The organism is Pseudoalteromonas sp. 5Ae-yellow (assembly GCF_014077565.1).
Lineage (GTDB): Bacteria > Pseudomonadota > Gammaproteobacteria > Enterobacterales > Alteromonadaceae > Pseudoalteromonas.
On the sequence record NZ_JACGWD010000042.1, the window covers coordinates 19182 to 40514 of the forward strand.

Genomic DNA, 21333 nt, shown 5'->3' on the forward strand with positions numbered 1-21333 from the left:
TTACATTCCTGGTGGTGGACCCATTGTTTCGCCCGTATCACAGCGACCAATTGAATTATCGGCTAATTGACCTTTAAAACGAGGCCCTATTTGATAAGGGAAAGAAGGCTGTAATTTACCATCGCTGTCTAGCGTTAGTGTTATATGGTAGTGATAACCCTTGCCATCGTTAGTATCGTGGCCGTTATGCTCATCTAATTGAGCACCGGTTACTGTTTTTTGTGCATAGTAGAAATCTTCAAAATAATAACCATCGTCGGCATTTAATGTATTACCAGAGAGCGTCGTTACTTGTGCGCCAATAGCAGGACCTGCATCACTTGTTTGTGTACCTTGGCTAACATCGTATTGATCAACTAAGGTACAGCTTCGCTCACCCTCAGTACCACACCCCCCTTCACTTGTAGGTGCACCATAATCTCGCATTTCCCAGCCACTTAATGCTAGTTGTCCGTTACTTTCATAAGGACCATAAAGTGGATAGCCATCAGCTGCAAACCCATAAATAGGTGAATGCGCATCGCCATCATCTTCAAGTAAATCAGCTAAGCAACTAGTGTAAAAATGGTGATGATATTCACCGTTAGCAGCATGTCCGCCACACACATCAACATCGTATTGCTCAGCAATGGGCGCTAATGTATACCAAATATTATTACCGTAGCTCATACCATCGCCCCAGTTAAATATACTGGTGCCATTAACCATTAAGCCAACTGTACCTAAACCTGTTTCACAAGTTTCAGTGTCAGATAAATCGGTAGGTGTTATCGGAAAATACGCTTCAACCGCTTGTTCTGTTGGGCAACCTGGTCCTGGAGGCCAATAGCCTGCACCGCCTGTGTCATCACAGTTTTCAGTGCTGCTGTTATAGCCAATATCTTCACCAAACGAAATGGTTTGCCCTACTACTGCAGAAGTTACACCGTTATAAAAATCGGTAGCTGCACGCGGGCGGTTATTTAACGCGTCTACTTGGTCTTGTGTAAGCGTTACATCATATTTAGGAATGTCAGTTGTTTGCACATACATGTATTCAACGTCAGCATCTTTCTCAGAAACAGTAACAACCTCAACTGATTGAACATCTTCAACCACTGCGCCATTGTTTTGTATATAAGTAGAGGTTGTATCGTTGTTAATTAACCAGCTGGTAAGTTTTGCACTATTATCAACTGTATCTGAGTCTGATGAAGCAATAACATTAACTATAACTGTATCTACAACGACATCGTTTGTGCCATCATCTGCACTGATTTCAAATACAAGTGCTTCATCGGTTAAAACTTCAGGTGCAACAAACTCAGTAGACGTTGCAGTACTTGAAGATAAACTAACGGTAGTGCCTGATGTTTGTGACCAGCTAACAGATACTTCGCCATCATCTTCAACTGTTGAAATTAAATAAACGGTATCGCCCGCATTAACAGTTTGGTCAATACCGGCGTCAACAGTTGGAGCACTATTACTGACCGTTTCGCCGTCTGTTGTAGTACTTGTAGAATCGCTATTACATGCGCTTAAAGCAATACAAAGCGCGCTTAACGCAAATAACTTAGTGGCATTAACGGCTTTTGTTTTAAGAAGTGTTTTCAATGCTTGAACCTTTACTTTAACGTTTAATAAAACAAAGTTAACAAGTAAAAGTGCAAACAATGTGCACAAACAAAGGAAGAATCTATATTAAAATTACAACTGTGGCCTTTTAAGCAAAAACTTATCTTTGGTTGTACTAAAGTAATCGCCGCCCATTTTGCCCACTGCATTTAATAATTCAGGGTCAATATAGCCACCACTCATCACTTCATCGTCTATACAAATACCCACTACATCCAGCAACATCATTGTTCCACCGCCAGGCTCATTTGAAATACTAATAACTTCGCGTAACTTACATTCAAACCGTACTTTTGAATCGGCAACGCTTGGCGCGTTAACTAACTTACTTGGAGCTTGGGCAATGTTAGCTGCATCAAACTCGCTTATATCACTAGGATAATTTGCACAACTTTGGTTCATTTTTTCAACTAGCTCTTGGCTGACAATATTAACCACACATTCTTTAGTTGCCATTAGATTACTAAGCGTATCTTTATTCGTTTTATCACTAGGGTTTACTTGCGTAACACTTAAAACAGCTGGCTTGCAACTAGCCACAGTAAAAAATGAATAAGGCGCAATATTTGCACTACCTTCGCTATTTAATGTACTTATCCATGCGATAGGCCTTGGGCTGATACCGCCTACTAAGTAAGAGTAAACATTTTGGTTGGTATTTTCGGTGAGATCTAAAAACATATTTTTTCAACTAAATAAGAATATCAACATGCCTAATATCTTAATCCGATGAAGGTTGGGGTTAAAGAAGATTTACAAATGAGAAAAGTTAAAAAGTAAAACCGAGCCTTCAGGCTCGGTTTTCAATCCATTTAGCAAGGCGCTACATTATTGAATACTCTGACTTTTGTTTTTAAATCAAATGCAGCATAAGCTGCAACAATAATAAAACACCCCGCAGGCACAACATAAGAAAACGCGACACTGTATGTATCAATAAACACAGCTTGGAATACAGGAACTATCGCTCCACCTAAAATAGCCATTACTAAACCAGCAGCACCTAGTTTTGCATCATCGCCTAACCCATGTAGTGAAATCGCGTAAATAGTTGGAAACATTAACGACAAGCAAGCCGATATACTTACCAGCGCCCATACGCCACTTATATTTGGCATTTTCACCATATAAAAACACAGCAGCATTGCAATAATAGAGGTTGCCATTAACAGTTTGGCAGGACGAATAAATCCCATAAGCCAGGTCATTACAAATCGAGAAACTAAAAAGGTGATCATACTGTATTGTAAAATACTTCCCCCAGTAACTTCATTTGTATCGAGTGCCTCCATTACGTACTGGATGGTAAATGTCCATACACAAGTTTGCGCCGCAACATTAAAAAACTGGGCGATAACACCAAAGCGGTAATGGGTATTTTTAAACAAGCGCTTTAACGTTGCACTAAATTCTACATGCTTAGAGACTTTTTTTTGCTTACAAAAATTAGGTGTTTTAGTAAACGCAATTGCCAACCAAATAAAAACCAACACACAAGCCATACCAACATAAGGCACCATAACTGCATCAAGTTCTGCGCTTATAATGCTAGTTAATTGCTCACTATTCATATTAGTGCGCTCACCAGAGGTTGCTGTATTGAGCTTTGGTAAAATAAGGGTGGCGGCTAAAAAAACACCAATGTTAGTACCGACAGGGTTAAATGATTGCGCCAAATTCAACCTGCGAGTTGCACCTTGTTGGGTGCCCATTCCCATTACATAAGGGTTTGCTGATGTCTCTAAAATAGATAAGCCTCCAGCTAACACAAACAAAGCCACTAAAAAAAAACCATAAGTCATTGCTTGGCTGGCGGGATAAAACAAAAATGCTCCGATTGCAGCCATCCCTAAACCGGTTAACACACCTGTTTTATACGAAAAGCGTTTATTGATATATGCCGCCGGAATAGCTAAGCAAAAGTAAGCTCCATAGTAGCTAAATTGTACCAATGCAGACTGCACTGACGACATAGTAAAAATTTTACTAAACACTTTTACTAGCGGATCAGTCATGTTTGCCGCAGCTCCCCATGCAGCAAAGCACAGAACAAGTAAAATAAAGGGAACCACCATCTCCTTGGAGACAAGAGGTGTTTGTGTGTGTGTGTGTGTGGTCATTGCCGTGTCTCAGTTGTTAATGTTAAGTAAAGCATTTAACCAGTTAAATATCATTCCGTCAATAAATCAACTATAGTTATTTATTGACCTCCTGTGACTTATTTATACTCTGTCGTAAATTTAATAATAAGAAATGAACCCGGCAATAAAGCTAATATAGTCGCCAATTACACACACTCGGTGTACAATTAATCAGGTTATTCAAGATAATAACAACTAGGTAGGAATAATTATCAAATCTAAAAACCCTCGACTCTCTTTACAAGAAGGCCGAAGCCAATCTGGCCTGCGTGCTCATAATGAACGCCGAATTATGTCATTAATTCGCCAACACGGTAGTGCTCCAAAAGCTGAAATTGCACAAAAAACAGGGCTTTCAGCACAGGCCGTCACAGTAATTATCAATAGTTTAGAAGCCGAATCGTTATTAATACGGAAAGACCCTCAGCGTGGCAAGGTTGGCCAACCAACCATCCCATTTGCGTTAAATCCAAATGGTGCATTTGGAATTGGCTTAAAAGTAGGTCGTCGCAGTTTTGATTTAACCTTGATTGACTTAGTAGGAAATATACGCGCAACTTTGCACGAAAACTGCGCTTACCCCACAGTACAGAGCTTGCTAACCTTTTTAGAGAAAGGGATCAGCGTACTTAAAATGAGCTTAAGTGACGAATTAGCCAAGCGTATCTTAGGTGTGGGTGTTGCAACCCCTTACGAAATTTGGAACTGGACAGAAGAAGCCGGCGCTCCAAAAACAGTATTGAATGAATGGAAGTCTTTTGATTTTAAAGAAAAAATAAATCAAATTGTACACCTTCCCGTGTATGTATGTAATGATGATACCGCGGCTTGTTCAGCTGAATTAAGCTTTGGTAATCCTGCTCGTTTTAGCGATTTTTTATATATTTTTATTGGTACTTTTATTGGTGGTGGAGTTGTTATAAACGAAACCTTATTTACTGGTAAAAAAGGTAATGCCGGCGCTATAGGTTCATTACCTAGGCCTATGCTTAATAGAGAAGGACAACTAACCTCCCAACAACTTATTATGCAATCATCACTGTATATTCTCGAAAAAATGCTCAAAGGTGATGGCTACAATACTGACATACTATGGAGTTCAAAAGAGTATTGGGGAGACTTAGGCCCCGTACTCGATAAGTGGATAGACCAAGTTGCAGATGGCCTCGCCTACGCGGCATTGTGTTCTTTAGCTATTTTTGATTTTGAGGCAATTGTCATTGATGGCGCCATTCCTATCAATGTCAGAGAAAAAATAGTTTTGGCAACAAAGTTAAAATTGAGCCAGGCTGATCATCGCGGTATTAATCGCTGTGAAGTACAAAGTGGCTCTATTGGCGCCAAGGCTCAATCAGTAGGCTGCGCTAACCTACCGTTACTTATCAACTTTTCTCAAGATCACGCAAGCCTTTCACACCACTAATATACTTTAAAGTTAAAAAGCAGCCATCGGTAACGTTGGCTGCTTATTTATTTTTTATCAGAGGTAAAAAATTCACTCAAACAATCAAAAAGCTGTACAAAAAATAATAAATAATAATAGTTGATTTATTATTTTAAGTTCTCTACATTCTATTTACAAATTTGATAACACTGACATGTTTGATTAATAAAACCGCAAATTTGTATACACACACAACGAAGAGAGAACAGAAAAATGAAAGTATCAGCAAAAATGACTCTAATTGCAGTCGCTGTAGGTCTATCCATATCCCCTAACGTCTTGTCACAAGAGCAACAAGAAGCAAAAAGTGATTTAGGGTTTGAGCGCATCATTGTAACGGGAACATCTCGGCCAAAAGAGAAAATCGAATCAACTAATGCAATAACTACCTTTAACGAAGCAAAGTTAGAGCAATTGGCTCCGCACAGTGTTGCTGAATTAGTGCGAAGTATTCCTGGTTTTCATGCCGAAGACACCGGTGGAGAAACCGGTAACAACGTAGCCCCACGAGGCTTTCCGTTATCAACGCAAACAGAGTTTACAGCACTACTTCGTGATGGTATGACCGTGTTTTATAATCAAGATATTTTATTTACTCAAAATGATCGCTTTACCCGTTTGTCTAATTTTGTTGGCAGCGTTGAAGCTATTCGTGGTGGTGCCTCGTCAATTTTTGTTGGTAGCGCGCCAGCTGGGTTTATTAATTTTATTTCTCGTGAAGGCTCCGATGATACCCAAGGTGATGTGTTTTTTGAAACCAACAGCAACAACCGCCTAGGTGGACAAGGTTGGGTTAGCGGATCAATAGACGATCAGACAACCTATGCAGTTGGCGCTTGGTATCGCAAGGATGACTCCGCACGCGATCCGGGGTATACAGCTAACCAAGGTGGTGAACTTAATGGCAATATTAAGCACTTTTTTAAAGATGGCAGCGGCTTTACCCGCTTTGAGTTTAATAAACAAAACGATAGATCATTCTTTTTTATTCCTCAGCCATTAATAGGCTCAACCACCAATGCTAAAACAATCCCAGGCGGGATGGATATCAGAGATGGCACCACCGGTAACTCAGCAGGTGCGCGTTTATTAACTCTTAATAACACCCCAAGCGGCGACATTGATTTGGATATTGCAGATGGTAACTACGCTAATGTGACCTACTTTGGCAATACAACCGAAATTGAAATCAACGAAAACTTAGTCTTTTCAAATCAAATGCGTTATACCGATATGCTAACAACCTTTACCGGCATCATTAACGTAGGTAACGCCGAATCGTTAGCTAGTAAAGCACAAGCTATATATGCTGCAAATACTGATGTCCTTGCAGGTGCCATGGTTGATGGTAACCTAAGTTACGATATACGCGATGCAGGAAACGGCTTTGTATTGGCTGATTCAAGCAACGTAAATACCTACAACACCAATGGATACGGAATAAACGCAGGCTTTTGGCATAGACGTTTTGAAGGCGATAACTTTCAAAACGAAACCAGATTCAACTACACCTTTGATGATGTAGGCGAAGGGACTCTTTATGCTAATTTTGGCTTATTCTTCTCTAATATTAATGGCCATGTTACCGACTATCGAATTAATACACTGCAATCAGTAGAGCCCCTGCCGCAGCGCTTAGATGTTGTATTTACAGATGCACAAGGTCTTGACATTGCCAGCGGTACTTACAAAGGTATTCAGGCTGGATCACATGGTTTTGCCGATATTGTTTATAGTGAAAATACCCTGGCGCCCTTTGCTGACTTTGAATACGAGCTTGAAGATGTGTCGTTTAATCTGGGCCTAAGGTACGAAACCCTCAAAGCAGATGGGGAAGCGCAAAACCAAGCTAATTACACAATTGACAGTTTTGCCAGCGATACTGATACCGTCAATGGGAATATTACCCTGCCCTTTGGTGATGGGACTTACCGAAACTTTAATGTTGAATACAACGAAATGGCATGGACAGTTGCAGCTAACTACAAATTTAACGACGACTTAGCGGTATTCACTCGATATGCAGATGGTTTTCGTATGCCTGATGTAGATAAATACATGGCGATTACCAACCTAACTAGTCAAGAGGAAATTAATCAATTTAATAACTCTGAGAGACGTGAAACACAACCAGCTTCAACGGTAATGGCCGAGGTGGGCATTAAATATAACGAAGGTGATGTCGCAGCATTTGTAACCGGTTACTTCGCCGCTGCGGATGATTTATTCTTTAATGTACCTACTGTTGAAAATGGTCAAGTAGTGCAACGTCAAGCCTTTAGAAACACAGAAACCTTAGGTGTAGAAGCCGAATTTAACCTGCAAATCACCCAAGACTGGCGCATTGGTGTATCTGCAACGTACCAATCACCCGAATTTGTAAACACACCAGCGGCGCAATACTTGGATGCTAATGGAAGCTCTGCCTCTATTGATATAAACGGCAACTTACCTGTACGTGTGCCTAAGCACTTTGGCCAATTAACTAGTAGCTATCAGTTTGAAGATTTTTCGTGGGGTATGGCAGCTATTCATGGTAGCTACTCTTGGAGCGGTAAACGTTATGCCGACGACGCCAACACAGCAGAACTGCCTATGTATGGCATGTTAAACCTTGGTTTATCCCTTGAAAACGAAGACGGTTATTACCTTCGTGCCGATGTTAAAAACCTAAATAACTCAGAAGGCTTATCAGAGGGAGATCCTCGCGCAGGTGAAACGGTAGCAGGTCAAGCAACTACATTTAATGCGCGCGTTGTCTTACCTCGTACCTTTAGCCTTACTATTGGTAAGCGTTTTTAATTTTACTCTAATCTAGGGTATCTTCATGCAAAGCGATACCCTCGCAATTTTTAGGAAAATATAATGGAAGTAGTTGCAATTGGTGAAGCTTTAATAGATATACTCTCACATGACTGCATGCACAATAAGGCATCAAATAGCGAACTAGACTTCACACAGTTTGCCGGAGGCGCACCCGCTAATGTTGCTGTAGCCGTAGCAAAGCTTGGTGGTTCAAGTTATTTGCTTGGTAAAGTAGGCAATGATAAATTTGGTCGCTTTTTAATAAATGCACTCAAAATGTATAATGTAAACACATCTTATGTTGGCTTTTCAAAAAAAGGGAAGACGGCACTCGCGTTCGTATCGTTGGATGAAAACGGTGAACGTACATTTGAATTTTACGATAAAGATGCTGCACATTACGATTTACAAATAACCGATTTAGAGCCCTCTTTATTTTCAACACCTAAAATTGTGAGTTTTTGTTCAGGCTCTTTTGCAAAACCTTTAGTATTAAATACAACCTTACATGCGCTAAAACACTTTAAAGAATCAGGCTCAGTTACATGCTTTGACATTAACTTTCGTTCAGCCTTCTGGGATGAACCACTCACAGCTAAATCTGTTATTGAGGATGTTGCTAAAACAGTTGATGTTATTAAAGCGAGTAAAGATGAGCTGATCTCGCTTTATGGAATAGAGCATATTGATACCACCATTAGAAGTTGGGTAGATAGTGGCGTAGCTTTAGTTTTAATGACCGATGGTGGCGAGCCTATTACTTTTTCATCTAGCTCATTTAGTGGTACTTATCCTTGCCCTCAGGCATATGTTGTGGATACCACAGCTGCAGGCGATGCGTTTGTAGGTGGTTTTTTATATCAAATATCTTCGCTAGTGAGTAATAAAACAGAATTTACTGACTGGGCAAGTAACTTTACTAACGTTTCAAAGGCTATCGACTTTGCTACTAAGTGCGGAGCCAAAACAGTAGCAACGTTTGGAGCCTTTGATGCCCTACCTACATTCCATGATATCTCGGCGAGTACCCTTAAATCTTCGTGTCGATGTTAAAAACCTAAATAACTCAGGAAACTTATCAGAGGGAAGTTTCACTCAGGTGAAACGGTAGCAGATCAATCAACTATATTTAATGCGCGCGTTGTCTTATCTCGTGTCTTTAGCTTTACTATTGGTAAGCGTTTTTAATTTCACCCTAACTGAGGGTATCGTTATACAAAGCGATACCCCCGCAAGTTTTAGGAAAAGATAATGGAAGTAGTTGCAATTGGTGAAGCTTTAATAGGTGTACTCTCACATGACTGTAAGTGCCAAAATTGCTTAAGTATCACGGTAATTCTCCCTATTTATAATACTTCTTTTATTGGCGACTCATTTTAGTATCACCTTAACATGAGTTGCCTATATCAAAATCGTTTTTACACTAGTCTTCTTTTACATTTAATACGTATTGGTTTTGTCTTATTATTTATAATGCCACGGTTTTAATATTGCCAGTATGAAAGAAAAAATAAACATCGTGTGGTTTAAACGTGATTTACGTCTTAGCGATCATCAACCATTAAAAAATGCATTTAGTAATGGCTTACCGACCCTGTTACTTTATAACTTTGAGCCATTACTGCTCGAAGATGCACACTACAATGAGCGGCACTGGCGCTTTGTGTATCAATCAATAGTTGAGTTAAATAATCAGCTAGCGCGTTTTAACGCCTGTGTTTATATATTTAATTTAAATATGAACGATTTACTTGAATCGTTAAAGATGCAGTTTGAAATAGTTAATATTTTTAGCCATCAAGAAATAGGCTTAAACAACACCTTTGAGCGCGATAAGGCAATAAAAGCATGGTGCCAGCATAACCACATTAATTGGCAAGAGTCGCAAACAGGCGCGGTAATTCGCGGCAAAAAAAATCGTAATAATTGGAACGAACGCTGGCAGCAAACAATGCAAGCACCTATTGCTGTTCCTAATTGGAAGAGTATAAAAACAATTACCCTTAATAACTATCAAGCGCCTGAGCTGCCTAGCGCTTACACTCAAGATCATGACAGCTTTCAACAAGGTGGCCCACTGCATGCGCGAACTGTAATGCAGAGCTTTTTTGCCGAGCGCGGTAAAGGTTATCAAAAAGGAATATCGAGCCCAAGTTTAAGCCAAACCCACTGCTCTCGGCTTTCGCCCTATCTAGCATGGGGGAATATTAGCCTTAGGCAAGTGTATCAAATGGCCATTGATGAATATCATTCAAAACACCCTGACAAAAGAGGCTGGAAACGCCCACTAGCAGCGTTTGTATCGCGCTTGCATTGGCACTGCCATTTTATGCAAAAGTTTGAGAGCGAGTGCTCTATGGAATTTTTAGCCCTTAATCCAGGCTACCATGTATTTCCGTATCGCGATGATGAACATGTTAAAAACGATATTGAACGCTGGGCGCAAGGTCAAACTGGTATTCCCATTATTGACGCTTGCATGCGCTGCTTAAAAGCCACCGGTTATATCAACTTTAGAATGCGCGCCATGCTTGTAAGCTTTGTCACGCATCATTTAAATATAAGTTGGCAGCAAGCAAGCTTTCCGCTCGCTAATTACTTTTTAGATTTTGAGCCCGGAATTCACTATCCGCAAATTCAAATGCAAGCCTCGGTCACAGGTATTAATACCATTAGGCACTACAACCCAATTAAACAATCAGAAGTTCAAGACCCAACAGGTTCGTTTATTAAAAAGTGGTGCCCCGAGCTTGAAAAACTCCCTATTGAATATTTACATCAGCCTTGGGAGCAAACTCCAATGGAAGCACTCTTTAACGACTTTAAGCTAGGGGAGGATTATCCCGAACCGATGCTTGATTTAACAGCAGCCTCAAAAGAAGCACGCGAACGCTTATGGCAATACCGTGAGCGAGCCGATGTTAAACGCGCCATAGGGAGGATTCTTAAAAAGCACGTTGGGGGTACTCAAAAAGTTACTTGAACAAAAAGTAAAACGGATACTAAAAGTAACAGCAAGGCTAAGTAAGCATGGCACACAAAAAACTAAACTTACCTCAAAAAATATGTCCTATTTGTAATAAACCTTTTACATGGCGTAAAAAATGGCAGCGCGACTGGGATAACGTTATTTTCTGTTCAGAGCGCTGCAGGCGTAATAAATAAGAGTAATAATTAACTGGCGTCTATTTTGCAGCATCATCAGTAATTAGTGCTTTTAAGGCTTTATATAAGCTTATTTTGTAAATAAGGCTTAGATAACCTGAAAAGCTTACACTCAAGCAAGGAGAAGATGATGACGATTAAAAAAACGGCTAGTTCAACATGGTCTGGCGACATTAAAACAGGCAAAGGTAGCATATCAACTCAAAGTGGCGCGCTTAATAAACAACCATATGGTTTTAATACCCGCTTTGAAGATGAGGCAGGCTCAAACCCTGAAGAATTAGTAGGTGCAGCGCATAGTGCATGTTTTAGTATGGCGCTTTCACTTGCATTAGGTGATGCAGGCTTTACCGCAGATAAAATTGATACTAAAGCCACTGTAAGCCTTGATGAAGTAGATGATGGTTTTTCGGTGACGCATATTGCCCTTGAGGTAAAAGCACGTATTGATGATATTCAAAACGAGCAGTTTCAAGCCTTATGTGAGCAAACCAAAAAGAGCTGCCCTATTTCAAAACTCTTAAATACCGAAATATCACTAGATGCGACACTTCAATCAGCGTTTTAAATATTCAGGTTTAGGCTATTGTAAGTAGAACACATTAAATTAAAGCCAAGTAAATTATTACTTGGCTTACTAATCATCAAGATACCTTTTTAGAGCTGCTTATACCTAAGATTTCAGACAATAAAGCGATCCCCATGTTGGTGATGTAATTAAATTAATTAATCCTAAAAACACTAAAGCAACTGCATACTGTTTAAAACTTTGAAATATTGTTGTTGATGTATTCATGTTTATCCTCCTGTTAATGTATAAATCTATTTTTATATAAAAAAGAAATACAAACCCCTGCCAAATGTCATTAAATAGCATGACATTAGTCATCATACTACTCACATATAAATAATTACTTATTACGTTAAAAAATATAAACTAATACTTTAATCTGATTTTGTTAGGATCTACCCTCAACTAACTTTAAAAATAAACATAAGAGGATGAACTAAGTGATCGAAAAATCAAAAGATTGTGAAAAAGTGACATGTAGTAATTGTGCTGACGCCAACGATCTTGAATTTGATTTTTCTATGGCTTTTCAACCGATTATAAACTGTAAAACTCGCCTAATTTATGGCTATGAAGCATTGGTTAGAGGTTTAAATGGCGAGTCTGCTTATTCAATTATTTCAAAAGTGAATGAAGACAACCGCTATGCATTTGATCAGCTTTGTCGTATTAAAGCCATTCAACTAGCCGCAAAGCTGGGCATAACATCAATGCTAAGCATTAACTTTTTACCTAATGCTATTTATAAACCAGAGCGATGTATACGCACCACACTAGAAGCTGCAAAAAAGTATAACTTCCCAATTCAAAATATTACGTTTGAATTTACTGAAGTTGAAAAAATTGAAGACACCGCACACATTAAACGCATTGTTGATTACTATCAGTCTCTCGGATTTAAAACCGCCACTGATGACTTTGGTGCAGGTTATTCTGGTTTAAATCTATTGGCTGACTTTCAAACAGATATTATCAAGCTTGATATGGCGCTCATGCGCGATATTAACAACGACAAAAAACGCCAACTAATAGTAACTCATTGCTTAAATATGTTTCGCGATTTAAACATAACCGCACTAGCTGAAGGCATTGAAACAGTAGAAGAATATAAGTGGCTTAAAAACGCAGGTGTTGAGCTTATGCAAGGGTATTTATTTGCCAAACCAAGCTTTGAAAACTTGCCTGAGGTAAATTTTAAGGACATAGGTGCTGATTAGTACTCAACACCTATTATTAAACCTTATTGAATTTAAGTAAGGCTTAAACTACATATTACCTAGCTCTATCATCATTGCTGTGTACATACGTAAATTCAGTTCAAGTTGCTCAAGTGTCATAAATTCATGCTCGGAGTGACCTGTATAGCGCTTACCTGGCATTGAAGGGCCAAACGATACCGCATTATCAAACAGCTTTGCGTTAGTGCCACCACCTATTGATACAAAGTCAGCTTTTTCGTCGCCCGTAAAATGCTTGAAAATATCAAGCAGCTTTTGCGCGTGTGGCGCGCCATCAAGTAGCATAGGTGTGCCAATAATTGTTTCTATGTTAGCAAGTGTTACATTGTTAGTAGCTTGCCAATTAGCGAGTGCATCATCAATTTGCTTTTGTAATACAGCTTCGTCTTTACCCATTGGACGACGTGCATTTACAGCAAGTGTTAGCGCATTACCATCGCGCTCAATAACTGTTGGTGCCACTGTCATTGGGCCCATAAAGTCGTGCTTGTAAGCTATTTCGCCAAATTGTTTACCGTGAATGTCTAAACCAATTAACTGATTCACAAAGTCGATTAGCTCGCCGTCACTGTTATTTTCAAGCTTCACACCTTTAAATAACTCAGCTAAATAAGCAATAGCATTTATACCCGACTCCGGCTCAGATGAATGCGCCGACATACCTTTAACGCTTATTGCTAAACCATTACTTTTTTCACTAAAGTTAAATTCAACTTTATTTAATGTTTTAGCTTTTGCTTTTAATGTATTAATAAGTGCCGCGTCTGCATTGTGAAGCACTAAGCTGGCGTCTTCTGGAATTTGGCTTCTAAACGCACCGCCAGTTACATCCTTTACATATAAACCCGTTTGTGGTGATGTTGCATTAAAAGTAGGTGCAATTAAGCTCCAGCCTTTCTCGGCAACCACTACAGGGTATGATGCATCAATCGTTACTGCATATTTTGGTTGTTCATACGTTTTCATAAATTGAGTAAGCGGACCCCAATCAGACTCCTCAGCAAGGTAAATCATAAGCTCAATACGGTTATTAAGGGTTATGCCTTTATCTTTAATTGCTTTCATGGCGTAAAGCGCTGTTGCTATTGCACCTTTGTCGTCCTCAGTACCACGACCAACTAATTTACCCGGTTCAGATGTATCAATAATAAAAGGGCTTTGTTTCCATTTACTTGCATTAGCAGGTTGCACGTCGCCGTGGGTTACTACCGTTACTTTTTCGCTTTGCTCGCCCATACCAATTAAGACGGTGTAGCCTAAATCTTGGTAGTCAAAACCAAGCTCTGCGGCTTTCATTTTTAAAAGTGCTTTAAAGCCAATAAAATCGGGATTTTGAGGAGTGCTAATGTCGCTTTTATTAACCGTCGGAAAAGCCACTAAGTTAGTTAGTGTGTGTATTTGAGCATTTTGGTAGGTATTTACTGCGTAATCGGCAACGCTATCAATATTTTTATTTAACTGCGCATGTGCGCCAAATGCAAATAAAGCAATACTGGCTAAAGCTAACTTTTTCAAAACAATTCCCATTTAATTAATAGCTAAGAGCGGTAATTATAACGCTATGAGTTACTTACTTATAGCTCTTTACGCCAAACGCGCAGATTACTTAAGGCAAATATTTATATAGCAGCTTTTATGAGGATGACTGTATAATGCGCGACTTAAAATTAAGGGAGTATTTAATTGTGAACCGTCGTAAAAAAATCGTCACTAAATTTCAAAAAAAAGATAAACGCACTAACGCTAAACTACATAAAAGCAACAAACCCTCTTATGTATCAAAAGCTGAGCGCGAAAAACTAGCTGAACAAGAAAGTAATGAGCCACAGGTAATCCAAGAGTAGCTTTACGTTACCTGTTGCTTTGATAATTTAAAGAGGCAAAAGTACCAACCACTTACATAACATACCACTGCCGTGGCAACTATAAGTTCAAACTTAGCTAAGTAATTAACTGTATCTACATATGGCATTGCGAGGTTTATACTTTGCATCCAATCAGCCATTTTAAATAATGCAGTTGCCCCAATAACCATTGGAAATGTAAAAGCAGCGTAGCTCGGCGTAAAAGGTCTGCTTAATAACTTTATAAATAACACATAAACAATCAGTGTTTTTATTATCGCTAATATAAATAATGCCCCTACTATAACAAGTGACGGATTAGCTAAAACATGAAAATACCCCACTAATGTTAAACTGGCTGGTGCTGCTAAAATGGCGAGTGTTGGCTGTATTTCGTAGTCACTTTTTAATGCTAATAAAAAACGATAAAACATAATTGGCAGTATTATAGCGTACGTTGATATACCAATAACTAATGCACTATAAGCTAACCACGCTAATGTCGGATTTCCCGAAAAAGTAACATCTGCAATAATTATCCCCACTGGTGGCACAAACCAGCTAGGCGCCATATCTTCAAAATTAAACTTTTTTGCTCGCTGGTATAAAAAACTCACCAAAAAGGTTAGATGCAACACAAAAGCTAAAACCCACATAATGTCGCCAGCCAATGGGTTAAATTGCCCAACTGAGTTTGAAATAACAAGATTAGCCATTGCAAATGTAGGGATCACACTTCCTGCAACTGGGTGTGCTAAATCGGCTTTTAATAAATGAGGGTGTAGTAAAAACTTAGCAGCCAAAAGTAAAACTAATACGCCAGCTAATACCGCTCCCAAAAATTGCCCTTGGGAGTTTAAATTAAAAGCGTTTTCCCATGTCCATCCCATACTAGCAATACCCAAAGCTAAACCGGCCATAGCTGTTGGCGCACCCATCACTTTATTTTTAAATTGCTTAAACACTGTACTTCCTAATCATTGGGTGATGAACAAGTTACTGCTTTTTACTGCATTGCCTTAAAATAACGCTGTGAAATTAGTACAAGCGTGCTTAATAGAACGCTTTTTGCGTACAAATATTTCATAAAAATAAGTTTACGGCTTACATATTAAAGCGTATGAAAAAAGCCATAACACAGTTATGGCTTTTACTTTATTTTAAAATTTAATTTAGTTAAAACGCGTAACTAATGCTTACATTAAATGAACGACCCTGCCCAGCAGGTTGTTCAAACCCGTTGCTGCTATCTTGTTTAAGTGCTGCAATACTTACGCCGCCTAGTGGGAGTTGGTAGTACTCATCAAACACGTTACTCACTTCTGCGCTTAGCGTTAATGAATCCCATGTGGCTTTAGAGCTTAAATTAACCAAGCTGTAGCTGTCTGTTTGGTTTTCAAAACGATTATTATCTACACGGCTTTTATTATCGACCCACTGCCAAGATAATGCGTTTTCAAACCGACCCATTTGCTGGCTAATACCTAGCTGGGTCTGCAGTGGTTTAATTTGATAAAGCGGCTGGTTAGTATCGTCGCGCTTGCCTCTCGTATTAGTAACATTAGCGTGTAACTGCCAGTTACCTAAATCCTTAGATTCATAAATGTTGGCTGTTAAATCTATTTTTGCACCATATAAAATGGCATCTACATTAGTAAACTGCAAAATATTACGCGCTGTGTTGTCCAAGTCATAACTATTGAAGCTTCTTACAATATCAGCATCAATATAATCATTCACATCTGTATACCAAACATTGGTGCTTAAACGCCAACGGTCATCTTTAGCCGATTTAATATAAGTAGCACTTAAAGTATGCGCTGTTTCAACGTCTAAATCAGGGTTACCAATATAGCCATTACCATCGCCATACCAGCCAATCATGGTGGTTGCCATATTACTTACGCCCCAGCTGTATCGCTCGTATAAATTAGGCGCGCGGTTTTTACGGGCAAGACCAAATTGCAGCTCATCATAATTTGTTATTTGGTAGTTAATTAAAAAGTTAGCATCAACTATAGTGTCGGTTTTATCTCTGTCGCCAGCATTAAAGTTCTGTGCAGCAATGCTATTATCTGTAGACGTATCGCTCATGGTCATACTTTCCATACCCCCCATGTCGCTCATATCGCCCATATTCATCATGCTCATACCGTCGTTGTAAGGCTGAACCTCACCTACTTGGGTATTAACACTTTCAATACGTACGCCTGCGTTTAACAATAACTTGGTATTTATTTGGCTCTCAAATTCAGCAAATGCCGCTATGCGCTCTCGTTTACCGTTATTTATATTTACGTAATCGTCTGGTCCCATCATGGTTGAGCCTTCAATACCTGGCCACCAATCATCAATGCTGTAATTGTAATATTCTTGAGCGAGTAAAATACTGCTGTTTTTATTAAGCGCAATACGCCATTTAAGCTGCGTACTTATATCTTGTGCATCGGTTTTCATTGGCATCATGCCTGTTTTTTCTTCACTGAAAAAACCCATTTCGTGCTTTACGCTATGCCAGTTAACTTGCCCTTCAAGCTCGCTGTTTTCAAAGGAGCGTTTGTATTGAGCTATTGCACCGTAGCTGGTGTTATCGGTCATATCCATATACTGATTTGCAAATCCCTGATATGGGATTTTTTGATGCGTTAGCTTTATAACTAATTGCTGTTTATCATCGCGCATAGCTGCGGTTAAACTATGATTTTGTGCTCGATACAATGTATCTAATACTACATCGCCGTTACCGTCTTCATAACTATCTGCGTCACTAAACGAACCCTGATAATTAAGGCTAAGCGTGTCACTTGCTAAACGTGCACCAACGCCAAGTTTACGTCCGTTATCAACGCTACTGTACTTTGCTGACACATAACCTGAGTGCCAACCTAATTCATTGCTATCGCTATACTGTGGTGAAATAGAATTAACGCTTATTACACCGGCAATATTATCGCCGCCCGCGCTTACTGGCGACACGCCTGCAACCACATTGTAAGACGTAATTTGATTAGCCGAGATATACGAAAGTGGGGGGTTCATATGATTAGCGCATGCAGCGGTTACATCTGCACCATCAATTAACACTTTAACTCTGTCGCCCATTAAACCATTTAAAATAGGTAAGTTAGATACGCCGCCCGCTGCTGAAAAATCGACACCTAAATCACTTAATAACGATTCTGACGAACCAAGTGCTAAATGCTTATTTTGAGCATGTCCTTGTACTTCAATCACTTCTAAAGACGTATCGTCGGCAAATGCAAAAGGAGATAGCACACCGCTAATAAAAAGTGCGACAGGGGAAAGTAAGTAAGTTTTTTTAGTTTTGCTTTTATAAACCATTGTTAATTTATGCCACAGTAATAATTGGCGTAATTATAGTGTGAACTGCAAAAGCAAAAGCGCGACATATTGTCGCACTTTATCAATTTAAAATGTTGTTAGGTGTGTTTAATTTAAAAGGTCATATAATAAATTAAGTATTTAACTCAGCGACTGTTTGAGAAACAATATCAGCCCCTCGCTCAATCTCTTTAATAACCTCAGATACATTCGCAATAAGCTCTCGCCCTTGCTCTGAAGAGTCTGAAACCGACGTAATTTGCCTTGATATATCATTAGTAAGCTCTTGGTTATTTTTAACAACGGTCGCTATTTCATTAGTTGAACTACTCGTACTGGCTGCAAGTTGCCTTACTTCGTCAGCTACTACAGCAAAACCTCGACCGTATTCACCAGCACGTGCAGCTTCAATAGCAGCATTGAGTGCAAGTAAATTAGTTTGGTCAGCAATGCTGCTTATTGTAGAAACAATGGAGCCTATTACAGCTGATTGTTCATTAAGATTTTTAATTAAATCAACTGACTTAAGAACTTGGCTTACAATGGCATCTGAGTTTGCAACAGAACTTTGTAGTATCTCAGAACCTTTTTTAGCGGTTTGCGCTGTAGCTACCGCCGATTCATACGCGATTGCAGCGGCTTCAGTCACTGCATTATTATTGTGTATACGATCAGTAATATTTGATGCAAACTTAATTATTTTAATTACATTACCTTTGCTATCTAATATTGGGTTATAAGTAGCTTCTAGCCAAATTTCTGAACCGTCGGCGGCAATACGTTTAAATTTTCCTGACTTAAACTGCCCCTGCGCTAATTCATTCCAGAAGTGTGGGTTTTTCTCATAAAACACTTCAGTACAAAACATTTTATGATGTTTACCTACAATATCTTTTAAGCTGTAGCCTACTGTCGCTAAAAAGTTTTGATTTGCGCTTAAAATATTACCTTGTGGGGTAAACTCTATTGTAGCCAATGCTTTATCGAGTGCACTAGCTATCGCTTCTTGTGCCTTTCGTTGTATATAACTAGTCGTAATATCAGAGGCTATTTTAATCACTTTAGTGACTACGCCATGCTCTTCTACAGGAAAGTAAGTTGCCTCAAGCCAAAGCTTATCGCCATTAGCTTTGTATCTTAAAAACGATCCTGATTTAGAATCTCCGGTTTTTAATGCTTGCCAAAATTGGCTATATTCGTCTGACTTTGCATATTCAGGTTCGCAAAACATGCGATGATGTTTGCCAATTATTTGCTCTTTGCTGTAGCCCACAGTAGCTAGAAATAACTGATTTGCGTCTAATATTATTCCTTCAGGTGTAAACTCTATATAAGCCACATGCTTGTTAATTGCCGACAAGATAGACTGTTTTTGAATTAATTGAAGCTCCATTTCTTCAATTTTTGCGTTTCTTTTAGAAATACCAAACATATAAAAACCTTAAGGGGTAAATTAGTAAAACATTAGCAGAATAACGTTAAACAAATATGTAATTATACTGTAAATATAAGCTCTAAATAACCTTTCGGCGAATATTTAACACCTTATAGATGCATGCTTTATAAGTAGTTTTTATATTTTATAAATTTTAAGTAGTATTTTCTTCTAGTTAACATTTTAAAAACCTAACAAAAACACTAATTTATGCATGACTCTGTACTTTTTTTAACTTAAAATAGCACTCTCACAGACTACCCTCTCACACCAAAATTTAAGCATACATATAATATTTTCTATTCAGAATTTATTGTGCTGTTTCACTTTTAAAATTAAATCTTAAGGGATCATCTATGACATCAGATGTAACGTCGGCATCTAGTCAACTTAACAGAACCGCTATTTTACTCGTATTAGCACTTGGCACATTTATTTTAGGATTATCTGAGTTTTCGATGATGCCTATGCTGCCACTAATTAGCGAAACATTTGGCTCAACGCCCTCACAAAGTGGTTACGCAATTAGTGCTTACGCCATTGGTGTTGTAGTTGGCGCCCCTATTTTAATGCTCACTACAGCTAATATGAGAAAGCGCAAAGCATTGCTCATTTTTATAAGCTTAATGTTTATCTCAAACGGGTTAAGCGCGATGGCAACATCGCTTGAGCAGCTTGTAATATTTAGATTTTTAAGTGGCTTACCTCATGGTGCATATTTTGGTGCTGCTATTTTATTAGCATCGGATATTGCCCCAAAAGGTAAGCGTGCTAGCTTTATGTCTAAGGTGTTTATGGGTTTAACTGTAGCTACTATTGTTGGCGTGCCTATAGTTACACTTGTAGGTCAAAATTTAAGTTGGCGTTATTGTTTAGCTGGCGCTGCAGTACTGGCCTTTATTGCTTTTGTTTTTGTTTATAAAGTAGTGCCTAATATCGATAACGCTAAGCCTTCTAACTTACTAAACGAGTTTGGCGTACTTAAAAATAAACTGGTTTGGTCCATTTTGGGTATTGTAATTATTGGCTTTGGCGGGGTGTTTTGTATTTATACTTACATTGCCGACACCATATTAGTGGTAACAAAAACAGCCCCCTATACTATTTCTATCGCAATGGTAATGTTTGGTATCGGTTGTACACTCGGTAACTATGTACTGGGTAAAGCTGCCGATAAATCAGCAATTAAAACGACTGGCCTTGCGCTTGTATGTACTATTGTATTTGCCTTTGCATATGTAACGGCAAGCCATAATATTTGGGCTCTTTACGCGGTGATCTTCTTTATTGGTTGCAGTGTGGGCTTGGCTACGCTGATTCAAACGCTTTTAATGGACGTTGCGCCCGAAGGCCACGCTATGATTGGTGCCTTAGTACAGTGCGCATTTAATACTGCCAATGCTATAGGTCCTTGGGTTGGCGGAATTGCAATAGCGCAAGGTGCCGCACCTAATCAAACAGGTTACGTAGCAGCTGCATTGTTTTTAGGTGGTTTGGGTATGTGGCTATTAAGTTACTTACAACTAAACAAACAGCAACCAACAGCGCAAGCAACTAATTAACTGAGTCCTGGTTAATTTAAAATACAAAAAGAGCTGCTAATTAGCTAACACCATTCAGTTAAGCATGCTTTGACTTAATGGTGTACCGAGTTTTTGAAATTCGAACGGTCCTACTTTTGGGCCGTTTTCTTTTTTCTGGAAGAATATAACGTTTCACTCGTTCTCGCAT

The 21333-nt window shown here is 39.0% G+C and carries 16 protein-coding genes; 9 read left to right on the forward strand and 7 right to left on the reverse strand.

Annotation, left to right across the window (positions count from 1 at the left end):
* The 3 genes from H4J63_RS12365 to fucP all read right to left on the reverse strand — a co-directional run bounded on the left by H4J63_RS12365 (position 1) and on the right by fucP (position 3737).
* On the reverse strand, positions 1-1656 hold the full coding sequence (locus H4J63_RS12365; protein ID WP_182196867.1) for a YHYH protein: 1656 nt from the start codon (positions 1654-1656) through the stop codon (positions 1-3).
* 33 nt (positions 1657-1689) lie between these two features.
* Complete coding sequence (locus H4J63_RS12370) at positions 1690-2298, reverse strand: flavin reductase family protein (RefSeq protein ID WP_165744370.1); 609 nt, start codon at positions 2296-2298, stop codon at positions 1690-1692.
* 131 nt (positions 2299-2429) lie between these two features.
* Positions 2430-3737 (reverse strand): L-fucose:H+ symporter permease, encoded by a 1308-nt coding sequence (gene fucP / locus H4J63_RS12375; protein ID WP_182196869.1) that lies wholly within the window; start codon positions 3735-3737, stop codon positions 2430-2432.
* Between the two features lie 286 nt (positions 3738-4023).
* Here fucP and H4J63_RS12380 point away from each other — a divergent pair, with 286 nt between their 5' ends.
* From H4J63_RS12380 to H4J63_RS12410, 7 genes are all read left to right on the forward strand, one after another.
* Positions 4024-5181 (forward strand): ROK family transcriptional regulator, encoded by a 1158-nt coding sequence (locus tag H4J63_RS12380; RefSeq protein WP_220467209.1) that lies wholly within the window; start codon positions 4024-4026, stop codon positions 5179-5181.
* 234 nt (positions 5182-5415) lie between these two features.
* Entirely contained in the window at positions 5416-8004 is a 2589-nt protein-coding gene (locus H4J63_RS12385; RefSeq protein WP_182196871.1) for a TonB-dependent receptor, read from the forward strand.
* Between the two features lie 63 nt (positions 8005-8067).
* Positions 8068-9060: a carbohydrate kinase gene (locus H4J63_RS12390; RefSeq protein ID WP_002958156.1), complete on the forward strand. Its 993-nt coding sequence runs from the start codon at positions 8068-8070 to the stop codon at positions 9058-9060.
* 445 nt (positions 9061-9505) lie between these two features.
* On the forward strand, positions 9506-10990 hold the full coding sequence (locus tag H4J63_RS12395; protein WP_182196873.1) for a cryptochrome/deoxyribodipyrimidine photo-lyase family protein: 1485 nt from the start codon (positions 9506-9508) through the stop codon (positions 10988-10990).
* Between the two features lie 47 nt (positions 10991-11037).
* Complete coding sequence (locus tag H4J63_RS12400; protein ID WP_076916399.1) at positions 11038-11172, forward strand: DUF2256 domain-containing protein; 135 nt, start codon at positions 11038-11040, stop codon at positions 11170-11172.
* A 130-nt stretch (positions 11173-11302) separates the two neighbouring features.
* Entirely contained in the window at positions 11303-11740 is a 438-nt protein-coding gene (locus tag H4J63_RS12405) for an OsmC family protein (protein ID WP_024593544.1), read from the forward strand.
* Positions 11741-12183: 443 nt separating this feature from the next.
* Positions 12184-12960, forward strand: a complete 777-nt coding sequence (locus H4J63_RS12410; RefSeq protein ID WP_182196874.1) for an EAL domain-containing protein — start codon at positions 12184-12186, stop codon at positions 12958-12960.
* 48 nt (positions 12961-13008) lie between these two features.
* Here the strand turns inward: H4J63_RS12410 and H4J63_RS12415 are convergent, their stop codons facing one another.
* On the reverse strand, positions 13009-14496 hold the full coding sequence (locus H4J63_RS12415; protein ID WP_182196875.1) for a dipeptidase: 1488 nt from the start codon (positions 14494-14496) through the stop codon (positions 13009-13011).
* A gap of 137 nt (positions 14497-14633) precedes the next feature.
* Here H4J63_RS12415 and H4J63_RS12420 point away from each other — a divergent pair, with 137 nt between their 5' ends.
* Positions 14634-14825 carry a DUF2986 domain-containing protein gene (locus H4J63_RS12420; protein WP_039487197.1) on the forward strand — a complete coding sequence of 64 codons (192 nt, stop codon included), beginning with the start codon at positions 14634-14636 and terminating at the stop codon, positions 14823-14825.
* A 2-nt stretch (positions 14826-14827) separates the two neighbouring features.
* Here H4J63_RS12420 and H4J63_RS12425 read toward each other — a convergent pair whose 3' ends face one another.
* The 3 genes from H4J63_RS12425 to H4J63_RS12435 all read right to left on the reverse strand — a co-directional run bounded on the left by H4J63_RS12425 (position 14828) and on the right by H4J63_RS12435 (position 19599).
* Entirely contained in the window at positions 14828-15790 is a 963-nt protein-coding gene (locus H4J63_RS12425; RefSeq protein WP_182196876.1) for a TDT family transporter, read from the reverse strand.
* A 211-nt stretch (positions 15791-16001) separates the two neighbouring features.
* A complete protein-coding gene (locus H4J63_RS12430) occupies positions 16002-18167 on the reverse strand; it encodes a TonB-dependent receptor (protein ID WP_182196877.1) in 2166 nt (721 codons plus the stop codon).
* Between the two features lie 133 nt (positions 18168-18300).
* Positions 18301-19599 (reverse strand): PAS domain-containing methyl-accepting chemotaxis protein, encoded by a 1299-nt coding sequence (locus H4J63_RS12435; protein WP_182196878.1) that lies wholly within the window; start codon positions 19597-19599, stop codon positions 18301-18303.
* 359 nt (positions 19600-19958) lie between these two features.
* Here H4J63_RS12435 and H4J63_RS12440 point away from each other — a divergent pair, with 359 nt between their 5' ends.
* On the forward strand, positions 19959-21164 hold the full coding sequence (locus tag H4J63_RS12440) for an MFS transporter (RefSeq protein ID WP_154903362.1): 1206 nt from the start codon (positions 19959-19961) through the stop codon (positions 21162-21164).
* The last annotated feature ends 169 nt before the right edge of the window (positions 21165-21333 follow it).